The sequence below is a fragment of the Streptomyces sp. NPDC006235 genome (assembly GCF_040613735.1).
Classification (GTDB): domain Bacteria; phylum Actinomycetota; class Actinomycetes; order Streptomycetales; family Streptomycetaceae; genus Streptomyces.
This window is the reverse complement of sequence record NZ_JBEXSR010000004.1, coordinates 33,892-55,912: the sequence shown is the minus strand read 5'-3', so window position 1 is coordinate 55,912 and position 22,021 is coordinate 33,892. Positions and strand designations below refer to the sequence as shown.

Below are 22,021 nucleotides of genomic sequence, written 5' to 3'. Positions count from 1 at the left end.
GCTCAGGCGAGCAGTTCGACCTCCGCCAGCGTGCCCTCGCCGTCGAGGACCAGGCGGTACCTCTCGTACGTACCCGGCGACCTCACGCTGAACGCGCGTGTCTGTCTGTCCCAGGCGAAGGACTCACCGGAGCGCCGGTCCAGCGTCCGCCAGGTCGTGCCGTCGGAGGATCCCTGGAGCGTCCAGCCGCTCGGCGCCTTCGCACGGTCCACCGACGACGTCAGCGTGTACTGGACCGCTTCGGCGCGCTCGGGGACCGGCAGGTCCACGGACGTCACCGCCGTGTCCGTCGCCGACGTGTCGTCGAACAGGGCGCCCTCACCGTCGAGCACGTCCGCCCGGGGCGCCGGCACCTCGTCGTCCTGAGTGATCGACACCGGCGCGGCGTGCCCGCCCGTGCCCCAGGACGACGGCCGCGGACCCATGTCGAACTCCAGGACACCGCCCTTGGCGACCAGCGAGTGGGGCAGCGAGGTCTTCGTCCACGTCCGGCCGTTGACCTTCAGCCCCTGCACGTACACGTTCCGCGCGCTGTTCTCCGGCGCCTTCACCACCAGCTCGCGTCCGTTCTCCAGATGGACGGTCGCCTTCCTGAACAGCGGTGAGCCGATCGCGTACTCACCGCTGCCCATCACCAGCGGGTAGAAGCCGAGCGCGGAGAACAGGTACCAGGCCGACTGCTCGCCGTTGTCCTCGTCGCCGTGGTACCCCTGCCCGATCTCGCTGCCGGTGTAGAGCCGGGACAGCACCTCGCGGACCTTCTCCTGCGCCTTCCAGGGCTGCCCGGCCGCGTCGTACATGTAGATCGCGTGGTGGGCCACCTGGTTGGAGTGCCCGTACATGCCCATCCGCACGTCCCGCGCCTCGGTCATCTCGTGGATGACACCGCCGTAGGAGCCGACGAACTCGGGGGAGGCCGTCTCGGGCGTGGAGAAGTACGCGTCGAGCTTGTCGGCGAGACCCTTCCGGCCGCCGTACAGATTGGCCAGACCGCGACTGTCCTGCGGGGCGGTGAACGCGTACCCCCAGCCGTTGGTCTCGGTGTAGTCGTGGCCCCACACCCGCGGGTCGTACTTCGACGACTCGACCCGCCAGTCGCCCTTGGCGTCGCGGCCCTGGAAGAAACCGGCCTTCGGATCGAAGAGGTTCACATAGTCACGGGCGCGGTCCAGGAAGTACTCCGACTCCTCCTTGTAGCGCCGCTCGCCGGTCTCCTCGTACAGCTTCCGTCCCATGCGGGAGATGCCGTAGTCGTTGAGGTAGCCCTCCAGCGCCCAGGACAGGCCCTCGTGGGTCTCGGTGCTCGTGTAGCCGAGGAAGGGGGAGGTGGCCATGCCCTTGCGGCCGACGCCCGGGTTCGGGGGCACGACCGTCGCGTTCTTCACGGCCGCGTCGTACGCCGCCTTCGCGTCGAAGCCGACGCCCTTGACGTAGGCGTCCGCGAACGCCACGTCCGAGGAGGTGCCGGTCATGAGGTCGGCGTAGCCGGGGGAGGACCAGCGCGAGGTCCAGCCGCCGTCCTTGTACTGCTGCACGAACCCGTCGACCAGCTCGCCCGCCCTGCTCGGCGTGAGGAACGAGTACGCCGGCCAGGTCGTCCGGTAGGTGTCCCAGAAGCCGTTGTTGACGTACACCTTGCCGTCGACGATCTTCGCGCCGGTGTGCGTCGGGGTGTCCGGGTTCGGCATGGGGGAGAAGGGCGAGGCGTACTGGTACTTCCCGCCGACCTTCTCGAAACCGGAATTCGGGTACAGATACAGCCGGTACAGGCTGGAGTACAGCGTCGTCAGCTGGTCGGGGGTCGCGCCCTCGACCTCCACCTTGCCCAGCAGCCGGTCCCACTGCCGCTGGGCGCTGCGCTTCACCGCCTCGAAGGAGGTGCCGTCCGGGATCTCCTGGCGGAGGTTGTCCCTTGCCTGGTCGACGCTGATGAGCGAGGTCGCCAGGCGCAGGGTGACGGTCCGGTCGTCGGCCTTGAAGCGGAGGTGGCCCTTGACGCCGGACGACGAGCCCTCGGTCACCGGCTTGTCGAACTCGCCGTGGACGAACAGCCGGGTCGCGCCCGTCGACAGACCGGACTTCACGTCCGAGTAGCCGGTGACGATCCCGTTCTCCTTGTCCAGAGTCAGCCCCGCCTGGTCCGTCACATTGTCGAAGAGGACACTCGCGTCGTCGCCCGGGTAGGTGAAGCGCAGGACCGCCGCGTGGTCGGTCGGCGTCATCTCGGCCTTCAGCCCGTTCTCGAACCGCACCCCGTAGTAGTACGGCCGCGCGGTCTCGTTCTCGTGCCGGAAGGCCAGCTCCCGCGCCTCCCGGCCGGTGTCCGGAGTGCCGGAGGCGGCCGACGGCATCACCTGGAAGGTCTGCCGGTCACCCATCCAGGGACTCGGCTCGTGGCTCGCGCTGAACGCCTGGATCGTCGGCAGGTTGTCCGCGTTGTTCGCACGTGCGTAGTCGTACAGCCAGCTCAGCGAGCCCGCGTTGGTCACCGGCGTCCAGAAGTTGAAGCCGTGCGGCACCGCCGTCGCCGGGAAGTTGTTGCCCCGCGAGAAGCCGCCGCTGGAGTTGGTGCCGCGCGTCGTCACCGCGTAGTCGGACAGGTGCGCCTTCGGCCGCTCGGGGGCGACGGACTCGATGGTGACGTCGTCCAGCCAGCCCCGGAACCTCGCCGGGCCCTTGGGGGAGTCGTACGCCACCAGGATGCGGTCCACGGTCTTCCCGGCCGCCACCGACCCGATCCGCGCCTCTACGTTGTTCCACTGGTTGACGTAGAGGATCTTCGCCGCGCCTTGCCCCCGCGGGGTCAGCGGGAAGCCGTGCTGGTCCGTCGCCCTCAGGTCGCTCAGATGGGTGCCGTCGGTGAAGGCGAGGTCGACGGAGACGTTCGTCGCGTCGTAGTCGAGGTCGCCGTCCGCCATCGACGGGAAGACGCGATAGGCCAGCCGCGTGTTCCGGTCGACGGCCACGTTCACGTCGAAGACCTTGTTGTACGAGTAGGCCCGCCCGTCGGCGGTGTGCCGGCCGGCGTACCGCAGGGCGCGCTTTCCGGTGAACCCGGCGCCCGCCTTGGCGGTGGGGGAGCCGCTCGGGCCGCGGTCGACGAGGGAGAGCATGTCCTGCGGGACGGGCCCGTCACCGCCGCCGGTGGAGAACTGGACGTCGGCGAGCTGGAGGATGTCGCCGCCGTTGTTGCCGGTGACGTCGAGCCGGAAGTGCCGGTACTCCGCCGGTTCCGCAACGTCGTACGTCTTCGTCTGGAACCGTTCGGAGAAGAACTCCCCGGAGCGGGCGTCGAGCGTCTTCCACTCCTTGCCGTCGGCGGAGCCCTTCAGGGTCCAGTCCTTCGGGTCGCGCTCGTCGTGGTCGTTGGCCGATGTCAGTGCGTATCGCACCAGTTTGACCGGCTTGTCCAGGTCGAACTCCACCCAGCCGGTGGGCTCGAAGGTGAGCCACTTGGTGCTCGGCTCTCCGTCGACGAGGTTCTCCTTCACCTCGCCCCCGCCCGTGTTCTCGGCGCCGGCCCGGACTTCGGTGACATGGTCGGTCACATTGCCCGGTATGCCGCTGCTGTAGCCGCCGTCGACACCCGAGGCGCGTTTGCCGCCGTCGGGACCGGTGTCCACGGTGTTCAACCAGTCCGGAACCGGGTCGTCCGCCTCGAACGAGGACGCGAACCTCCGGTCGGTCTTCCCGGGGGCTTCGGGCAGTGCGACCGCAACGCCCTGGGATCCCAGGGTCACAGCGAAGGCGGTCGCCGACACGACCGCCGTACCCCATCTGTGCCGAGCTTTCCGTTGCATCAACGGGTACCCTCCCTGCGCAGTGGACAACGTTGTCAACTTCGATGCGCAAGGACCAGTAGTTGCCCAAGTGCCGGGGAGTGTCAAGGGTGTTGCTTGTGGCATTCGGGGGTGATGACCGGGATATTTCCGCCGAGAAACAGACGGAGCGCCTGACTTTCCGCCAGGTCTCAACTCGGATAAGACCCACGGTCAACCCTGTGTTCGATCTTGATCCGCTGGCGGGAAGTGGACTATACCTGTCGCACGCTTCACACGATCCGCACGTCATCACCCGCACTTTCCTGCACGACCCAGCTTGACCCGAACGCGGTGCCGGAAGGATCCGGTTCACCGCCTGAGTCCTGGAGAAGGCGAGGACTTGAGCATGGGATCCACTTCCGCCGAGAACCGCGGCACCGAGGGTGTCGGCCGCCGTGATCTGATCAAGAGGTCCGCCGCGCTCGGGCTGATCTCCGTCCCCACGATGAGCTTCCTGTCCGCCTGCGCCAGCAGCGGCGGGGACGACAGCGGGGACAAGGCCAAGGCCGGCAAGAAGACCGCGAAGAACCCGCTCGGCGTCAATGACACCGCGGGCATGGAATTCGTCCTGTTCGACGGCGGTTTCGGCAAGGAGTATGCCGAGGACGCCGTGAAGATCTATGAGAAGAACTTCCCCAAGGCGAAGGTGAAGTTCTCCGCCACCCAGAAGATCCAGTCCACCCTCCAGCCCCGCTTCAACCAGGGCACCCCGCCGGACCTCATCGACAACTCCGGCGCCGAGCAGATCGACATGGGCGTCCTGGTCGGCAAGAACCAGCTCACCGACCTCACCCCGCTCCTGGACGCGCCCTCCTACGACGACCCGAACAAGAAGGTCCGCGACACGCTGCGCCCCGGCATCGTCGAGATGGGCCAGTTCGACGGCGAGAAGGTCTGGGTCTTCTACTACGCCTACACGGTCTACGGCGTCTGGTACTCGCAGAAGGCCCTGGACTCGCTCGACGAGCAGTACCCCGAGACCTGGGACCAGATGCTCGCGGTCTGCGAGAAGGCCAAGAAGAAGGGCATGGCGGGCTGGACGTACGCGGGCAAATACCCGTACTACCTCCCCTTCTCGCTCTACCCGATGATCGGCAAGGTCGGCGGCCGCGAAGTCCTCGACGCCATCGACAACCTGGAGCCGAACGCCTGGAAGCACCCGGCCGTCAAGGCCTGCTTCGACGCGTACTACGAGCTCTACAAGAAGGGCTACGTCCTGAAGGGCACGCCGGGCCTGGACCACATCCAGTCGCAGACCGCCTGGGCCCAGGGCAAGGCGCTGTTCATCCCGAACGGCTCCTGGGTGGAGAACGAGTCGGCGAAGGTCATCCCCAAGGACTTCGACCTGGCCGTCTCCGCGCCCACCGGCATCGACTCCTCCGACAAGATGCCCTTCGGCACGATCTGGGCCTCAGGCGGCGAGCCCTTCATCGTCCCGGCGAAGGCGAAGAACGCCGAGGGCGGCATGGAGCAGCTGCGCATCATGCTCAGCGAGGCCTCCTCGAAGAACTTCACCAGCAAGGTGAAGTCGCTGACCGCGTACAACGGTGGCACCGACGGCATCGCCCTCACCCCCGGCCTCAAGTCGGGTGTCGCGGCACTGGAGAAGGCCGGCGAGAACGTGGTGAACCCTCGCCTTCAGGACTGGTACGTGCAGTTGCAGAAGGAGAAGATCGGTGTTTCCGGCCTCGGCGAGATGATGGCCGGCCGCCTCACCCCGGCCGAGGCCATCAAGAAGATCCAGAACTTCGCCGACGAGACCGCCAAGGACGACTCGGTCAAGCACTACAAGCACCAGTAACGGCACCGGAAACCCAATTTCCGCAACGGCACCGGAGTGGCGATGCAGCACGGCAAGTACCGGTTCATCGTGGGCTTCCTCGCGCTGCCCCTGGGACTGTACGCGCTCTTCGTGATCTGGCCGTTCATCCAGTCCATCTACTACTCGTTCACGGACTGGACCGGCCTGAGTCCCGAATTCAAGATGGTCGGTTTCGACAACTACAGCCGCATGCTCGACGACGAGATCTTCTGGAAGTCGTTGCAACACAGCCTGCTGTTCGCCCTCCTGGTGCCGTTGGTGACGATCAGCCTCGCGCTGTTCTTCGCCTTCATGATCAACGTGGGCGGCAGAAAGAGAAAGAACGGCCCGGTCATCGCCGGCGTCCGCGGCTCCTCCTTCTACAAAATCGTCTATTTCTTCCCCCAGGTCCTCTCGATCGCCATCGTCGCGCTGCTGTTCGCGTTCGCGTACAACCCGGACAGCGGCGCGATCAACTCGATCCTGCGCGGCATCGGCCTCGACGACGTCCAGCCCCTGTGGCTCGGCGACCCCGACCTCGCGCTGTGGGCCGTGATGGCGGTCCTCGTCTGGTCCACGGTCGGCTTCTTCGTGGTCCTCTTCTCCGCCGGCATGGCCTCCATCCCGGCGGACATGTACGAGGCGGCCCTACTGGACGGCGCGAACCGGTTCACCACGTTCTTCCGCATCACCCTGCCCCTGCTCTGGGACACCGTGCAGTCGGGCTGGGTCTACATGGGCATCCTCGCCCTGGGCGCCGAGTCGTTCGCGGTCGTGCAGATCATGACGACCGGTCCGGGCGGTCCCGACTACTCGACCACCGTCATGGTCCTGTACGTGTACCAGAAGGCGTTCCGTGACGGGCAGGCCGCGTACGCCACCACCATCGGTGTCGCCCTGCTCGTCGTCACGCTGGCCTTCGCCGCCGTGGTGATGCGGCTGGGCCGTCGCGAGCGGCTGGAGTACTGATGAAGACGACGGAGTCCCCCGCGCCCGTGCCGGCCGAGTCCGGCGTGCCCGTCACCAAGGCCGATCTCCCGCCGGGCCCACCGCCGAAGGAGAAGAAAGAGGGCACGGTCCTCAACGCCTTCTCCCACGGCATCCTCGTCATCTGGGCGTTCATGGTGGTGATGCCCCTGCTCTGGGCGGTCATGACGTCCTTCAAGGACGACCGCTCGATCTTCTCCTCGCCCTGGTCGCTGCCGGACACGCTGCACTTCGACAACTGGTCGCGGGCGTGGACCGAGGCCAACATGAGCGACTACTTCCTCAACACGGTCCTCGTGGTCGGCGGTTCGCTCATCGGCACGCTCGTCCTCGGCTCCATGGCGGCCTACGTCCTGGCCCGGTTCGACTTCCCGGGCAACCGCTTCATCTACTACCTGTTCATCGGCGGCATGAGCTTCCCGATCATGCTCGCGCTGGTCCCGCTGTTCTACGTCGTGAACAACATGGGCCTGCTGAACACCATCCACGGCCTGATCCTCGTCTACATCGCCTACTCGCTGCCCTTCACGGTCTTCTTCCTGACGGCGTTCTTCCGCACGCTGCCGACGTCGATCGCCGAAGCGGCCTTCGTCGACGGCGCCTCGCACAGCCGTACGTTCTTCCAGATCATGCTGCCGATGGCCAAGCCGGGCCTAGTCAGCGTCGGCATCTTCAACTTCCTCGGCCAGTGGAACCAGTACATGCTGCCCACGGTCCTCAACACCGACCCCGACAAGCGCGTGCTCACCCAGGGCCTGGTCCAGCTGGCGGTCAGCCAGGGCTACAAGGGCGACTGGTCGGGCCTCTTCGCGGGCCTTGTGATGGCCATGCTCCCGGTCCTCGCGGCGTACATCATCTTCCAGCGCCAGGTGGTACAGGGCCTGACGGCGGGGGCGCTGAAGTAACCACTGCCGGGGCGCGGGGCGCTGCCCAACCCGTCGCCGAGGGATGCTGCCGACGGCTGCCCGGGGCGGGTGGGTGCGCAACCCGGCGGAGCGGGGTGCCGCTGCGCCCACCCGTGCCGCCTGGGGGGCACCTCCCAGGCCCTTAAGGCACTGGGGGAGGCACGACTGCCCGCAGCTAGGGCGGCCACGGCGGCCTGCGGCAGCTCAGGCGGGACGCGCCCGCAGCCGCGTACGCACGGAAGGGGACGTGTCGGGGGGTGTCCGCCCGCAGCGGTTGGCGCGTCAACGGACAGTCAGTCGGTATCCGACCCCATCGCGCCGTTCCGAGGACGGACACCCCCCGGCGCCGCCCCGACCCACCGCACCCCGGTAGGCGCAACGCGCACCCCCGCCGAAGCAGCCACAGGCCGCCGCAGGCACCCGTAGCCCTCCGCGACCACACGCACACACCGAGGAATCGGCTCAACCTCTTGACGGGAGGCAACCCGAACGGCTCAGCTTAGAGTTCACTAGTTGGACATGGACGGGGCCTCATCGATGCGGCCCCGCGCGCAGGAGGTCGTCGTGGAGACTCCGGGGTCGCAGTCGTCGCTGCACCGAGCCAACCTGGAGCGGGTCGTACGAGCCGTGCGCCTGGCGGGCTCCCTCACCCAGGCCGAGATCGCCCGGACGACGGGCCTGTCCGCCGCGACGGTGTCCAATATCGTCCGGGAGTTGAAGGAAGGCGGCACGGTCGAGGTCACACCCACCTCGGCGGGCGGCCGCAGGGCCCGCAGCGTGTCCCTCAGCGGGGACGCCGGCATCGTCATAGGGGTCGACTTCGGCCACACCCACCTGCGCGTCGCCATCGGCAACCTCGCCCACCAGGTGCTCGCCGAGGAGTCCGAGCCCCTCGACGTCGACGCCTCGTCGACCCAGGGCTTCGACCGGGCGGAACAACTGGTCAGCCGGCTGATCGAGGCCACCGGCGTCGACCGTACCAAGATCGCCGGCGTCGGCCTCGGCGTCCCCGGCCCCATCGACGTCGAGTCCGGCACCCTCGGCTCGACCGCGATCCTGCCCGGCTGGACCGGCACCAAGCCCGCCGAGGAACTGCGCGAGCGGCTCGGCGTACCCGTGCACGTGGACAACGACGCCAACCTCGGCGCCCTAGGCGAGATGGTCTGGGGCAGCGGCCGCGGCGTGCGCGACCTGGCGTACATCAAGGTCGCCAGCGGTGTCGGCGCGGGCCTGGTCATCAACGGAAAGATTTACCGCGGCCCCGGCGGTACCGCAGGAGAAATCGGACATATTACACTCGATGAATCCGGCCCCGTCTGCCGCTGCGGCAACCGCGGCTGCCTGGAGACCTTCGCGGCCGCGCGCTACGTGCTCCCGCTCCTCCAGTCCAGCCACGGCACCGACCTGACGATGGAAGGCGTCGTGCGGCTCGCGCGGGACGGAGACCCGGGCTGCCGTCGGGTGATCGCCGACGTCGGCCGCCACGTCGGCAGTGGAGTCGCCAATCTCTGCAACCTGCTGAACCCGAGCCGTGTGGTCCTCGGCGGTGATCTCGCCGAGGCCGGTGAGCTGGTGCTCGGGCCGATCCGGGAGTCCGTCGGCCGCTACGCCATTCCGAGCGCGGCACGCCAGCTGTCCGTTCTCCCCGGGGCACTCGGCGGCCGTGCGGAGGTACTCGGAGCGCTCGCGCTGGCCCTCAGCGAGATGGGTGATTCAACCCTTTTGGACGGGACCGCCGTCGGGGCGCTGCAGGCGGCGACCCCTGCCTTCACTTAGAGAACGGATGGCACCGTTGCCATCTCGTTAAGGATTTACTTCTTGACGTCGCACGTGTGGCCGAGTTGACTTCCAGCCACCTCGGCCGCAATGTCGCGGCCTCGTCAGGGAGGTTTCTGAAGTGAACACGCGTATGCGTCGCGCCGCTGTTGCGATTGCCGCCGGTGCGATGGCCGTTTCGCTTGCTGCCTGTGGCAGCGCCAAGGAGTCCGGCGACAACGCCGACTCCACCGGGTCCGCCAAGAAGGGCGACGACATCAAGGTCGGCCTGCTCCTTCCGGAGAACGCGACCGCCCGTTACGAGAAGTTCGACCGGCCGCTCATCCAGAAGAAGGTCAAGGAACTCACCAACGGCAAGGGCGAGGTCGTCTACGCCAACGCCAAGCAGGACGCCAGCACGCAGAACCAGCAGGTCGACACGATGGTGACCAACAAGGTCGACGTGCTGATCGTGGACGCGGTGGACTCCAAGGCGATCGCCGGCTCGGTGAAGAAGGCCAAGGACGCGGGCATCCCCGTCGTCGCCTACGACCGTCTGGCCGAGGGCCCGATCGATGCCTACACCTCGTTCGACAACGAGACCGTCGGCAAGACCCAGGGCGAGGCCCTGCTGAAGGCCCTGGGCGACAAGGCCAAGGACGGCCAGATCGTCATGATGAACGGGTCGTCCACCGACCCGAACGCCGCCCAGTTCAAGAAGGGCGCGCACTCCGTCCTCGACGGCAAGGTGAAGATCGGCCGCGAGTACGACACCAAGGAGTGGAAGCCGGAGAACGCCAACGCCAACATGGAGGGCGCCATCTCCGCCCTCGGCAAGGACAAGATCGTCGGCGTCTACTCCGCCAACGACGGCATGGCGGGCGGCATCATCACGGCCCTGAAGGCCGCCGGCATCGCCGACATCCCGGTCACCGGCCAGGACGCCGAACTCTCCGGCGTGCAGCGCATCGTCACCGGCGAGCAGTACATGAGCGTCTACAAGCCCTACCCGCAGGAGGCGGACGTCGCGGCCGAGATGGCCGTCGCCCTCGCCCAGGGCAAGTCGCTCGACTCGATCGCCAAGGACAAGGTCGACAGCCCGACCACCAAGGCCATCCCGTCCGTCCTGGTCCCGGTCGTCTCGCTGACCAAGGACAACATCAACGACACCGTGATCAAGGACGGCATCTACACCGTGAGCGAGATCTGCTCCGGCAAGTACAAGGCCGCCTGCGACAAGATCGGTCTCAAGTAAGCAGCCGTCACGTCCCCTGAGGGGCACGGGAGTCCGAACCGGGCTCCCGTCACCCCCGTCCGGGACCCGCTGCCCCCGAGTTCCTCCGGCGCCCCGCCACACCAGCCCCGCAAGCTCCGCGGGGCGCCGGAGTGATCACTCCTCCCACACTTCTGCACAACCTCCCGCCGGGTCAGGCGGCGAAGGAGATGGTTCACTTGTCCGCTACGCCCGTGCTGGCGTTGCGCGGGGTCTCCAAGCGGTTCGGTGCCGTACAGGCGCTCACCGACGTAGAGCTTGAGGTCCACGCCGGTGAGGTGGTCGCCCTCGTCGGCGACAACGGCGCCGGAAAGTCCACGCTGGTCAAGACGATCGCCGGCGTGCACCCCATCGATGAGGGCGTCATCGAATGGGACGGCAGGTCCGTCCAGATCAACAAACCGCACGACGCCCAGAACCTGGGCATCGCGACCGTCTACCAGGACCTCGCGCTGTGCGACAACATCGACGTCGTCGGCAACCTCTACCTGGGCCGGGAGATCCGCAAGCGCGGTGTCCTGGACGAGGTGGAGATGGAGCGCCGCTCCCGCGAGCTGCTCGACACGCTGTCGATCCGCATCCCCAGTGTCCGCATCCCGATCGCCTCGCTCTCCGGCGGCCAGCGCCAGACCGTGGCCATCGCCCGGTCCATGCTCGGCGAGCCCAAGCTGGTGATCCTCGACGAGCCCACCGCGGCCCTCGGCGTCGAGCAGACCGCGCAGGTCCTCGACCTGGTCGAGCGGCTGCGCGAGCGCGGCCACGCCGTGATCCTCATCAGCCACAACATGGCCGATGTGAAGGCCGTCGCGGACAAGGTCGCCGTGCTGCGCCTCGGGCGCAACAACGGCGTCTTCGAGGTCAAGTCGACCTCGCAGGAAGAGATCATCTCCGCCATCACCGGCGCCACCGACAACGCCGTGACCCGCCGTGCGGCGCGCACGAACGGGGAGGTTTCCAAGTGAGCATCGACAAGACCTCCGCGGCTCCGGACGACCACGTCGTCGAGAACCCCGAGGCGGCCAAGGCCGCCGTCACGGTCGTCGACCCCCGGCTGCTCGTGCGCGAGCAGGGGCTCGCCGGCTACGTCACCGAGTTCAAGCGCAAGATGAAGTCCGGCGACCTGGGCTCCATCCCGGTCGTCATCGGCCTGGCGATCATCTGGCTCATCTTCACGAGCCTGAACTCCAACTTCCTCACCGCGGGCAACCTGTCCGACATGTCCGTCGCCATGGTCGGCACGGGCATGATCGCCGTCGGCATCGTGTTCGTGCTGCTGCTGGGTGAGATCGACCTGTCGGTCGGCTCGGTCAGCGGTGTCGCGGGTGCGAGCTTCGCCGTGCTGAACGTCACCAACGGCATGAACGAGTGGCTCGCCTTCGTGCTGGCCATCCTCACCGGCACGGTCGCCGGCGTGCTGCACGGCTTCTTCTTCGCGAAGATCGGCGTCCCCGCGTTCGCCGTCACCCTGGCCGGTCTGCTGTTCTGGAACGGCTTCATGCTCCAGATCCTCGGCGACAACGGCACGATCAACCTCGACCCGGACGGGGTCGTGGCCCAGCTGACCAGCTACTACTTCTCCGACGTGGCCGCAGCCTACGGCCTGGCCGCCGTGGTGACCGCCGGGTTCTTCCTCAGCTCCTTCCTCGGCAACCGGCGCCGCGAGGCCGCCGGAGTGCCGTCGCGGCCGCTGAGCGAGACCATCGTGCGGACGGTGCTGCTCGCGATCGTCGCGTTCGCCGTCGCCATCGTCTTCAACCAGTACAAGGGCCTGCCCCTGGCCGTGGTGATCTTCATCGTGGTGCTGCTGGCCACGGACTTCGTACTGCGGCGCACGGCGTACGGGCGGAAGGTGTTCGCGCTCGGCGGCAGCGTCGAGGCGTCGCGACGGGCCGGCATCAACGTGGAGATGGTCCGGATCTCGGTGTTCGCGATCTCCGGCACGTTCGCGGCGGTCGGCGGCCTGTTCATCGCGTCGAAGATCGCCGCGGCGAACCAGGGCGCCGGTGGCGGTGACCTGCTGATGAACGCGATCGCGGCCGCGGTCATCGGCGGTACGTCGCTGTTCGGCGGTCGTGGCCGCACGTGGAACGCGCTGCTCGGTGTGCTGGTGATCGTGTCGATCCAGTACGGGCTCGCGCTGGAGGGCATCGCCTCTCCGGTGCAGTACATGATCACCGGCGGTGTGCTGTTGGCCACGGTCGTGATCGACGCCGTTACGCGTAAGACGCAGAAGACGGCGGGGCGGGCGTAACGCCTTAGGAGTGCCCCGGCTGCCCGGCCGCGGGTGCGCTGTGGCTTGTCGCGCAGTTCCCCGCGCTCCTTGGGGACATGACTGTGCCCGGCACCGTGAGGTGTCGGGCACAGTTGTGTCGTAGGTGTGGCACAAGTTGGGTACAGCCGAATGCGTGACGTATGACGCACCGTCTCGGCGCAGTCCTCAGGGGCGGAACATTAGACTCGACAAGCCCGGCAACTGCTCGAACAGCTCTACTGCAAGGAGGCACGGGTGCCGCTGCTGACCCGTATCAGGGGACCGCGCGATCTGGACCGGCTCAGCCTGGAAGAGCTGAACCAGCTGGCGGAGGAGATCCGGACCTTCCTTGTCGAAGCGGTCTCCAAGACCGGCGGTCACCTCGGCCCCAACCTCGGCGTGGTGGAGCTCACCATCGCCCTGCACCGGGTCTTCGAATCGCCCAAGGACAAGGTGCTCTGGGACACCGGACACCAGTCCTACGTGCACAAACTGCTCACCGGCCGTCAGGACTTCTCGAAGCTGAAGATGAAGGGCGGCCTGTCCGGCTACCCCTCGCAGGCCGAGTCCGAGCACGACATCATCGAGAACTCGCACGCCTCGACCGTCCTCGGCTGGGCCGACGGCATCGCCAAGGCCAACGAGCTCCTCGAGCGCGACAGTCACGTCGTCGCCGTGATCGGTGACGGGGCGCTGACCGGCGGCATGGCCTGGGAGGCGCTGAACAACATCGCCGACGCCAAGGACCGGCCCCTCGTCATCGTCGTCAACGACAACGAGCGGTCCTACGCGCCGACCATCGGCGGCCTCGCCAACCACCTCGCGACGCTGCGGACGACGGACGGCTACGAGCGGTTCCTCGCCCGCACCAAGGAGGTGCTGGAGCGCACCCCCGTCGTCGGCCGGCCGCTCTACGACACTCTGCACGGCGCCAAGAAGGGCCTCAAGGATTTCATCGCCCCCCAGGGCATGTTCGAGGACCTCGGCCTGAAGTACGTCGGCCCGATCGACGGACACGACCTGGAGGCCCTGGAGTCCGCCCTCGCGCGGGCCAAGCGGTTCGGCGGGCCCGTCATCGTGCACTGCCTCACCGAGAAGGGCCGCGGCTATCAGCCCGCCCTCCAGGACGAGGCCGACCGCTTCCACGCCGTCGGCAAGATCCACCCTGACACGGGTCTGCCGATCGCCTCCTCCGGAGCCGACTGGACGTCCGTGTTCGGCGAGGAGATGGTCAAGCTCGGCGAGGAGCGCGAGGACATCGTCGCCATCACGGCCGCCATGCTCCAGCCGGTGGGCCTGGAGAAGTTCGCCAAGCGCTTCCCCAAGCGGGTCTACGACGTCGGCATCGCCGAGCAGCACGGCGCCGTGTCCGCCGCGGGCCTGGCGACGGGCGGAGTGCACCCGGTGTTCGCGGTGTACGCCACCTTCCTCAACCGCGCCTTCGACCAGGTGCTGATGGACGTGGCCCTGCACAAGTGCGGGGTGACCTTCGTCCTGGACCGGGCCGGTGTCACCGGCACCGACGGGGCGTCCCACAACGGCATGTGGGACATGTCGATCCTCCAGGTCGTGCCGGGGCTGCGGCTGGCCGCGCCGCGTGACGCCGACCAGGTCCGCGCGCAACTGCGGGAGGCCGTCGCCGTCGACGACGCGCCGACCGTGGTCCGCTTCTCCAAGGGCGCCGTCGGCCCCGCCGTTCCCGCCGTGGGGCGGGTCGGCGGCATGGACGTGCTGCGCGAGCCCGGCACCGACCGGCCCGACGTGCTGCTGGTCTCCGTCGGCGCTCTCGCGCCGATGTGCCTGGAGATCGCAGGCCTGCTCGACAAGCAGGGCATCTCCACCACCGTCGTCGACCCGCGCTGGGTCAAACCCGTCGACGAGGCCATGGCCCCGCTCGCCGAGCAGCACCGCGTGGTCGTCACCGTCGAGGACAACAGCCGGGTCGGCGGAGTGGGATCGGCGATCGCGCAGGCGCTGCGGGACGCGGGCGTCGACGTGCCGCTGCGCGACTTCGGCATCCCGCCGCGCTTCCTCGACCATGCCTCGCGCGCCGAGGTCATGGCCGAGATCGGCCTCACCGCGCCGGACATCGCCCGCCAGGTGACCGGGCTGGTCGCCAGGCTGGACGGCAGGTACGAGCGCTCCGCGGCCGACGCCGTCGACTCCGTGGAGCCCGCGCGCGACTGACACCGCTGAATGGGCCGGTTCCGCCACCGTGAAGGGTGGCGGAACCGGCCCATTGGCGTGAATCCGTCCGTGCCGGGGCATACGAACGGTGCCACCTCTCGATCATGGCGAGGACGACGAGCGTGGGAGGTAACCCCGTGAGCAGTACCCTCTTCCGGACGAAGAAGGTCGAGCAGTCCATCCTCGACACCGAGGAGCCAGAGCACGCGCTCAAGAAATCCTTGTCCGCGCTGGATCTGACCGTTTTCGGCGTCGGCGTGATCATCGGCACCGGCATCTTCGTCCTCACCGGAACAGTCGCGAAGAACAACGCCGGGCCCGCCACGGCTCTGGCGTTCGTCGCGGCCGGCGTCGCGTGCGCGCTGGCCGCGCTCTGCTACGCCGAGTTCGCGTCGACGGTCCCGGTCGCCGGGTCCGCCTACACGTTCTCGTACGCCTCCCTCGGTGAGCTGCCCGCCTGGATCATCGGCTGGGACCTGGTCCTGGAGTTCGCGCTCGGTACGGCGGTGGTGGCCGTCGGCTGGTCGGGCTACATCCAGTCGCTCATGGACAACGCGGGCTGGGAGATGCCCGCGGCCCTGGGCAGCAGAGAGGGCTCCGACGTCTTCGGCTTCGACATCCTCGCCGCCGCGCTCGTCCTCGTCCTCACCGGCATCCTCGTGCTCGGCATGAAGCTGTCCGCGCGGATCACGTCGCTCGTCGTCGCCATCAAGGTGACGGTCGTCCTCGTCGTGATCATCGCCGGCGCGTTCCTCATCAAGGGCGACAACTACGACCCGTTCATCCCGAAGGAGCAGCCGGTGGAGGCCGGGGCGAGTCTCGACTCCCCGCTGATCCAGCTCATGTTCGGCTGGGCGCCCTCCAACTTCGGCGTGATGGGCATCTTCACCGCCGCGTCGGTCGTGTTCTTCGCGTTCATCGGCTTCGACGTCGTGGCCACCGCGGCGGAGGAGACCCGGAACCCGCAGCGTGACATGCCGCGCGGCATTCTCGGCTCGCTGCTCATCTGCACCGCGCTGTACGTCGCCGTGTCGATCGTCGTCACGGGCATGCAGCACTACAGCCGGCTGTCCGTCGACGCGCCGCTCGCCGACGCGTTCAAGGCCACCGGGCATCCCTGGTACGCGGGGTTCATCAGCTTCGGCGCCGCGGTCGGTCTGACGACGGTGTGCATGATCCTGTTGCTCGGGCAGACCCGGGTGTTCTTCGCGATGAGCCGTGACGGGCTGCTGCCGCGGTTCTTCTCGCACGTGCACCCGCGGTTCAGGACCCCGCACCGGCCGACCATCCTGCTGGGTGTGGTCATCGCGGTCCTGGCCGGCTTCACTCCGCTGACGGAGCTCGCCGCCCTGGTGAACATCGGCACGCTGTTCGCCTTCGTGGTGGTCGCCATCGGTGTGCTCGTCCTCCGCAGGACCCGCCCCGACCTGCACCGGGCGTTCCGCACGCCGTGGGTGCCGGTCATCCCGATCCTGTCGGTGTGCGCCTCGCTGTGGCTGATGATCAACCTGCCCGCCGAGACGTGGGTGCGGTTCGGCATCTGGATGGCCGCCGGGTTCTTGGTGTACTTCCTGTACGGCCGCACGCACAGCCGCCTGGCGAAGGGTGAGGAGACAAGGCCCGAGCAGACGCTCTAGCCTCCGGCGGTCGGGCGGGGTGCCTGCGGCGGCCTGTGGCTGCTTCGGCGGGGGTGCGCGTTGCGCCTACCGGGGTGCGGTGGGTCGGGCACGTGCCGGGGGGTGTCCGTCCTCGGAACGGCGCGATGGGGTCGGATACCGACTGACTGTCCGTTGACGCGCCAACCGCTGCGGGCGGACACCCCCCGACACGTCCCCTTCCGTGCGTACGCGGCTGCGGGCGCGTCCCGCCTGAGCTGCCGCAGGTCGCCGTGGCCGCCCTAGCTGCGGGCAGTCGTGCCTCCCCCAGTGCCTTAAGGGCCTGGGAGGTGCCCCCCAGGCGGCACGGGTGGGCGCAGCGGCACCCCGCTCCGCCGGGTTGCGCACCCACCCGCCCCGGGCAGCCGTCGGCAGCATCCCTCGGCGACGGGTTGGGCAGCGCCCCGCGCCCCGGCAGTAGCCCGACCCAGCAACAAAGCCCGGCCCTACGGCCGTACCGACCGCGGTCCCGTCACCTCCGCCCCCAGCTCCCCGACCCGCCTCCGCAGCTCCCGGTCCGCCGTGACCACCAGCACCGGACGCGCCCCCGCCCCCGCGACCACGTCCACGATGTGATCGTCCCCGCTGCCCGCCGCCGACTCCACCCGCACTCCGGCCACGGACTCGACTCCCCGCGCCGCCCCCTCCACCACGAGCACGACCTCCACAGGCTCGTCCATCCCCGGCACCCCGTCCGACGCCAACCGGTCCCGCAGCCGCTCTGCCGCCCCCTTCCGGTCCCGCCACCACCCGTCCGGCACCGACCCGACGACATTCGCGGCGTCGACGACGACAAGCAGGGGAGCGTTGCTGTTCATGTGGTCAGGGTCGCACGGCGGATCCCGGCCAGGCAGGGGGCGGGCGCGGCGGCCGGCCGTCCCGCCCGCGTAAAGTGAACTGGTGAACGGCGACTGGCTCATGCGCGGCCGCGACGGCCGCCTCACCGTCTACCTGTCCTGCGGCGAAGCCGTCCTGTGCCGTGCGGAACGCGGTCCCGCCGGCTCCTGGGACGGCCCCCGAACCGTCGGCGGCACCCAGAAGCTGCACCCGGGCTTCGCGGTCGGCCAGGGCGCCGACGGCTACGCCCATCTGGCCGCCTGGCGGCCCACCGTGCCCGGCGAGTCCGGACTCGTGCACTCCACCCACTTCCGGCCACATCTCGCACCCTTGGACTGGGTCCCGATCGGGCACCCCGACAAGAAGGGCGACCGGACGGGCGAGCCGGCCGTCGCCGTCGACGCGCAGGGGCGTTGCCATGTCTTCGTCCGTGACAAGGGCGGCGGAGTGAGCCTTCGCAACCAGAAGGAGAAGGGCGGCTGGGGCGGCTGGCAGGACCTGGAGGGGCACGACGTGCAGGGGGAGTTGGCCGCCGTGACGGGGGAGTCGGGTCTGGTCGAGGTGTACGCCGCCGCCGACGGCGGGATTGCGCACTGGCGGCAGGAGGAGCCGGGCCGGACCCCGGTGCGGGGGGAGGGGGCCGACGTGCCCGTGCGTCCGGGGACCCTGCGCGCGCTCGCCACGTCTCCTGAGCACACCACCCTCTTCTTCACGGACACCTCCGGCGACCTGTGCGCCTGGCGCCCGGGGGAGAAGCCGGTGACGCTCATCGCCTCCGCCGGGCCGGGGCCCGTGTCCGCCGTGCGCTGCGAGATCGAGGGGTACGACTGCACCGTGCTCGCCCAGCGGTCCTCGAGCGGCCGGGTCGCCTTCGCCGCCTATCCGACCGAACAGGAGTCCGCCGGGGCCTGGTGGACCGAGTCCGGCCCTCAGCTGTCCGCCGACGCCACGGTGTCGCTGGCGCTCGACGAACACGACGAGGTCGTCGCGGCCTCCCTCTCCCCGTCGACCGGGAAGGTGCTGTTCACCCGCCGCAAGGACGAGCCGGGGCTCGCACTGGAGGCCTGGCGGGAGATCTGATCGGCATGCAGAAGGGGGGTGGGGCGTCCGGATCGTTACCGTACGCCCCACCCCCTCAGGGGTTACGCGTTACGCGGGGACGCTCGCCACGCCCTGCGCCAGGAACCTCTTGCCGTTGACCCGCTCGGAGACGCCCTCGCGGTCCAGGTACGGCGTGATGCCGCCCAGGTGGAACGGCCAGCCGGCGCCCGTGATCAGGCACAGGTCGATGTCCTGCGCCTCGGCGACGACGCCCTCGTCGAGCATGAGGCCGATCTCCTGCGCCACCGCGTCCAGGACGCGGTCGCGGACCTGCTCCTCCGTCAGGACGGTGTCGCCCTGCTTCAGCAGCGCGGCGACCTCGGGGTCCAGCTCGGGCTTGCCGCTGTCGTAGACGTAGAAGCCGCGCTTGCCCGCCTCGACGACCGCCTTGAGGTTCGGGGAGACCGTGAAGCGGTCCGGGAACGCCTTGTTGAGCGTCTCGGAGACGTGCAGGCCGATTGCCGGGCCGACCAGCTCCAGAAGGACGAGAGGAGACATCGGCAGGCCCAGGGGCTCCACCGCCTTCTCCGCCACCTCGACCGGGGTGCCCTCGTCGATGACGTTCTGGATCTCGCCCATGAAGCGGGTCAGGATGCGGTTCACGACGAACGCCGGGGCGTCCTTGACGAGCACCGCGGTCTTCTTCAGCTTCTTGGCGACGCCGAACGCCGTGGCCAGGGAGGCCTCGTCGGTCTGCTCGCCGCGGACGATCTCCAGCAGCGGCAGCACCGCGACCGGGTTGAAGAAGTGGAAGCCGACGACCCGCTCGGGGTGCTTCAGCTTGGACGCCATCTCCGACACCGACAGCGAGGAGGTGTTGGTGGCCAGGATCGCGTGCGCCGGGGCGACCGCCTCGACCTCCGCGAACACCTTCTGCTTGACGCCCATCTCCTCGAACACGGCCTCGATGATGAAGTCCGCGTCCGCGAAGCCCTCGGCCTTGTCCAGGACACCGGTCACCAGCGCCTTGAGGCGGTTGGCCTTGTCCTGGTTGATGCGGCCCTTGCCGAGCAGCTTGTCGATCTCGGCGTGGACGTAGCCCACACCCTTGTCGACGCGCTCCTGGTCGATGTCCGTGAGGACGACCGGGACCTCCAGGCGGCGCAGGAACAGCAGCGCGAGCTGGGAGGCCATCAGACCGGCGCCGACGACGCCGACCTTGGTGACCGGGCGGGCCAGGTTCTTGTCCGGGGCACCGGCCGGGCGCTTCCCGCGCTTCTGTACCAGGTTGAAGGCGTAGATGCCGGCCCGCAGTTCACCGCCCATGATCAGGTCGGCGAGCGCCTTGTCCTCGGCGTCGTAGCCCTGCTGGAGGTCGCCGTTCTTGGCGGCGGCGATGATGTCCAGCGCGCGGTAGGCGGCCGGAGCGGCGCCGTGCACCTTGGAGTCCGCGATGAAACGGCCCTTGGCGACGGCCTGGTCCCAGCCCTCGCCGCGGTCGATCACCGGGCGCTCGACCTCGATCTCGCCCTTGAGGACGGACGCGGTCCAGATCAGCGACTGCTCCAGGAAGTCCGCGCCCTCGAAGAGCGCGTCGGCGATCCCGAGCTCGTAGACCTGCTTGCCCTTGAGCTGCTTGTTCTGGTTGAGGCTGTTCTCGATGATCACCGAGACGGCCTTGTCGGCGCCGATCAGGTTCGGCAGCAGCGTGCAGCCGCCCCAGCCCGGGACCAGGCCGAGGAACACCTCGGGGAGCGAGAACGCCGGGAGGGCCGCGGAGACGGTCCGGTAGGTGCAGTGCAGACCGACCTCGACACCGCCGCCCATCGCGGCGCCGTTGTAGTACGCGAACGTCGGCACGGCCAGCTTGGACAGCCGCTTGAAGACCTCGTGGCCGCCCTTGCCGATGGCGAGGGCGTGCTCGTACTCCTTGAGGATCTCCACGCCCTTGAGGTCGGCGCCGACCGCGAAGATGAACGGCTTGCCGGTGATGCCGGCGCCGACGATCTCGCCGTCCGCGGCCTCCTTCTCCACCTGGTCGATCGCGGCGTTCAGGTTCGCCAGCGAGGCCGGGCCGAAGGTGGTCGGCTTGGTGTGGTCCAGGCCGTTGTCCAGGGTGATCAGGGCGAAGCGCCCGGCACCCAGAGGGAGGTCGAAGTGGCGTACGTGCGCCTGCGTGACGACCTCGTCCGGGAACAGCTCGGAAGCCTGCTTCAGAAGCTCGGCGGTGGTGCTCACTTGTCCCCCTCGAAGTGCGGGTTCTCCCAGATGACCGTCGCGCCCATGCCGAAGCCGACGCACATGGTCGTCAGGCCGTAGCGGACGTGCGGCTGCTCCTCGAACTGGCGGGCCAGCTGCGTCATCAGACGGACACCGGAGGAGGCCAGCGGGTGGCCGAAGGCGATGGCGCCGCCGTACTGGTTGACGCGCTCGTCGTCGTCGGCGATGCCGTAGTGGTCGAGGAAGGCCAGCACCTGGACGGCGAAGGCCTCGTTGATCTCGAACAGGCCGATGTCGGAGATCGACAGGCCCGCCTGGGCCAGCGCCTTCTCCGTCGCCGGGATCGGGCCGTAGCCCATGACCTCCGGCTCCACACCCGCGAAGGAGTAGGAGACCAGGCGCATCTTCACGGGGAGGTCGTTCTCCCGCGCGAACTCCTCGGAGGCGATCAGCGAGGCGGTGGCGCCGTCGTTCAGACCGGCCGCGTTACCGGCGGTGACCCGGCCGTGGACGCGGAACGGGGTCTTGAGGCCCTGAAGGTTCTCCAGGGTCGTGCCCGGGCGCATCGGCTCGTCGGCGGTGACCAGGCCCCAGCCCGTCTCACCGGCCTCGGGGGAGGTGCGGCGGACCGAGACCGGCACCAGGTCGGCCTGGATCTTGCCGTTGGCGTACGCCTTGGCGGCCTTCTCCTGGGAGCGCACGGCGTACTCGTCGGCGCGCAGCTTGGTGATCTGCGGATACCGGTCGTGCAGGTTCTCCGCGGTCATGCCCATGAACAGAGCCGACTCGTCGACCAGCTTCTCGCTGACGAAGCGCGGGTTCGGGTCGACGCCCTCGCCCATGGGGTGGCGGCCCATGTGCTCGACACCGCCGGCGATGGCGACGTCGTAGGCACCGAAGGCGACGGAACCGGCGACCGTGGTCACGGCCGTCAGGGCGCCCGCGCACATGCGGTCGATGGAGTAACCCGGCACGGACTGCGGCAGGCCCGCGAGGATGCCGGCCGTGCGGCCGATGGTGAGGCCCTGGTCGCCGATCTGGGTGGTCGCGGCGATGGCGACCTCGTCGATCTTCTTCGGGTCGAGGCCGGGGTTGCGGCGCAGCAGCTCCCGGATCGCCTTCACGACGAGGTCGTCGGCACGGGTCTCGTGGTAGATGCCCTTCGGGCCCGCCTTGCCGAACGGGGTGCGGACGCCGTCTACGAAGACGACGTCCCTGACGGTACGAGGCACGATGGCTCTCCTCCAGGGGTCCAGGACGCTGAGCGCTTGCTCATCCCATGCTACTT

14 protein-coding genes are annotated in these 22,021 nt (G+C 68.8%); 10 read left to right on the top strand and 4 right to left on the bottom strand.

What is annotated here, in order from left to right:
• Window positions 1-2: 2 nt before the first annotated feature.
• Window positions 3-3,800 (bottom strand): GH92 family glycosyl hydrolase, encoded by a 3,798-nt coding sequence (locus ABZ192_RS06335; RefSeq protein ID WP_356923369.1) that lies wholly within the window; start codon window positions 3,798-3,800, stop codon window positions 3-5.
• 367 nt (window positions 3,801-4,167) lie between these two features.
• Here ABZ192_RS06335 and ngcE point away from each other — a divergent pair, with 367 nt between their 5' ends.
• The 9 genes from ngcE (at window position 4,168) to ABZ192_RS06290 (ending at window position 16,617) form a co-directional block, all read left to right on the top strand.
• The gene (gene ngcE / locus ABZ192_RS06330) at window positions 4,168-5,622 is read left to right on the top strand and encodes an N-acetylglucosamine/diacetylchitobiose ABC transporter substrate-binding protein (protein ID WP_356923368.1); all 1,455 of its coding nucleotides are present in this window, start codon (window positions 4,168-4,170) and stop codon (window positions 5,620-5,622) included.
• 42 nt (window positions 5,623-5,664) lie between these two features.
• Window positions 5,665-6,591 (top strand): sugar ABC transporter permease, encoded by a 927-nt coding sequence (locus ABZ192_RS06325; protein ID WP_356923367.1) that lies wholly within the window; start codon window positions 5,665-5,667, stop codon window positions 6,589-6,591.
• The gene (locus tag ABZ192_RS06320) at window positions 6,591-7,514 is read left to right on the top strand and encodes a carbohydrate ABC transporter permease (RefSeq protein ID WP_356923366.1); all 924 of its coding nucleotides are present in this window, start codon (window positions 6,591-6,593) and stop codon (window positions 7,512-7,514) included. The genes ABZ192_RS06325 and ABZ192_RS06320 overlap by 1 nt, the downstream gene beginning before the upstream one ends.
• A gap of 564 nt (window positions 7,515-8,078) precedes the next feature.
• Complete coding sequence (locus tag ABZ192_RS06315) at window positions 8,079-9,290, top strand: ROK family transcriptional regulator (protein WP_356923593.1); 1,212 nt, start codon at window positions 8,079-8,081, stop codon at window positions 9,288-9,290.
• A gap of 133 nt (window positions 9,291-9,423) precedes the next feature.
• Complete coding sequence (locus ABZ192_RS06310) at window positions 9,424-10,524, top strand: sugar ABC transporter substrate-binding protein (protein WP_356923592.1); 1,101 nt, start codon at window positions 9,424-9,426, stop codon at window positions 10,522-10,524.
• A gap of 188 nt (window positions 10,525-10,712) precedes the next feature.
• Complete coding sequence (locus ABZ192_RS06305) at window positions 10,713-11,504, top strand: ATP-binding cassette domain-containing protein (RefSeq protein ID WP_356923365.1); 792 nt, start codon at window positions 10,713-10,715, stop codon at window positions 11,502-11,504.
• On the top strand, window positions 11,501-12,793 hold the full coding sequence (locus tag ABZ192_RS06300; RefSeq protein WP_356923364.1) for a sugar ABC transporter permease: 1,293 nt from the start codon (window positions 11,501-11,503) through the stop codon (window positions 12,791-12,793). The genes ABZ192_RS06305 and ABZ192_RS06300 overlap by 4 nt, the downstream gene beginning before the upstream one ends.
• Window positions 12,794-13,048: 255 nt before the next feature.
• Window positions 13,049-14,980 carry a 1-deoxy-D-xylulose-5-phosphate synthase gene (dxs, locus tag ABZ192_RS06295; RefSeq protein WP_356923363.1) on the top strand — a complete coding sequence of 644 codons (1,932 nt, stop codon included), beginning with the start codon at window positions 13,049-13,051 and terminating at the stop codon, window positions 14,978-14,980.
• A 137-nt stretch (window positions 14,981-15,117) separates the two neighbouring features.
• Window positions 15,118-16,617 (top strand): amino acid permease, encoded by a 1,500-nt coding sequence (locus tag ABZ192_RS06290; RefSeq protein ID WP_356923362.1) that lies wholly within the window; start codon window positions 15,118-15,120, stop codon window positions 16,615-16,617.
• Window positions 16,618-17,081: 464 nt separating this feature from the next.
• On the opposite strand, the gene ABZ192_RS06285 is transcribed toward ABZ192_RS06290, so the two are convergent.
• On the bottom strand, window positions 17,082-17,453 hold the full coding sequence (locus ABZ192_RS06285; protein ID WP_356923361.1) for an NTP pyrophosphohydrolase: 372 nt from the start codon (window positions 17,451-17,453) through the stop codon (window positions 17,082-17,084).
• An 82-nt stretch (window positions 17,454-17,535) separates the two neighbouring features.
• Here ABZ192_RS06285 and ABZ192_RS06280 point away from each other — a divergent pair, with 82 nt between their 5' ends.
• Window positions 17,536-18,552 carry a hypothetical protein gene (locus tag ABZ192_RS06280; RefSeq protein WP_356923360.1) on the top strand — a complete coding sequence of 339 codons (1,017 nt, stop codon included), beginning with the start codon at window positions 17,536-17,538 and terminating at the stop codon, window positions 18,550-18,552.
• Window positions 18,553-18,621: 69 nt separating this feature from the next.
• On the opposite strand, the gene ABZ192_RS06275 is transcribed toward ABZ192_RS06280, so the two are convergent.
• On the bottom strand, window positions 18,622-20,751 hold the full coding sequence (locus ABZ192_RS06275; protein WP_356923359.1) for a 3-hydroxyacyl-CoA dehydrogenase NAD-binding domain-containing protein: 2,130 nt from the start codon (window positions 20,749-20,751) through the stop codon (window positions 18,622-18,624).
• The gene (locus tag ABZ192_RS06270; protein ID WP_317923974.1) at window positions 20,748-21,965 is read right to left on the bottom strand and encodes an acetyl-CoA C-acyltransferase; all 1,218 of its coding nucleotides are present in this window, start codon (window positions 21,963-21,965) and stop codon (window positions 20,748-20,750) included. Before ABZ192_RS06270 ends, ABZ192_RS06275 begins: the two co-directional genes overlap by 4 nt.
• Window positions 21,966-22,021: the final 56 nt, after the last annotated feature.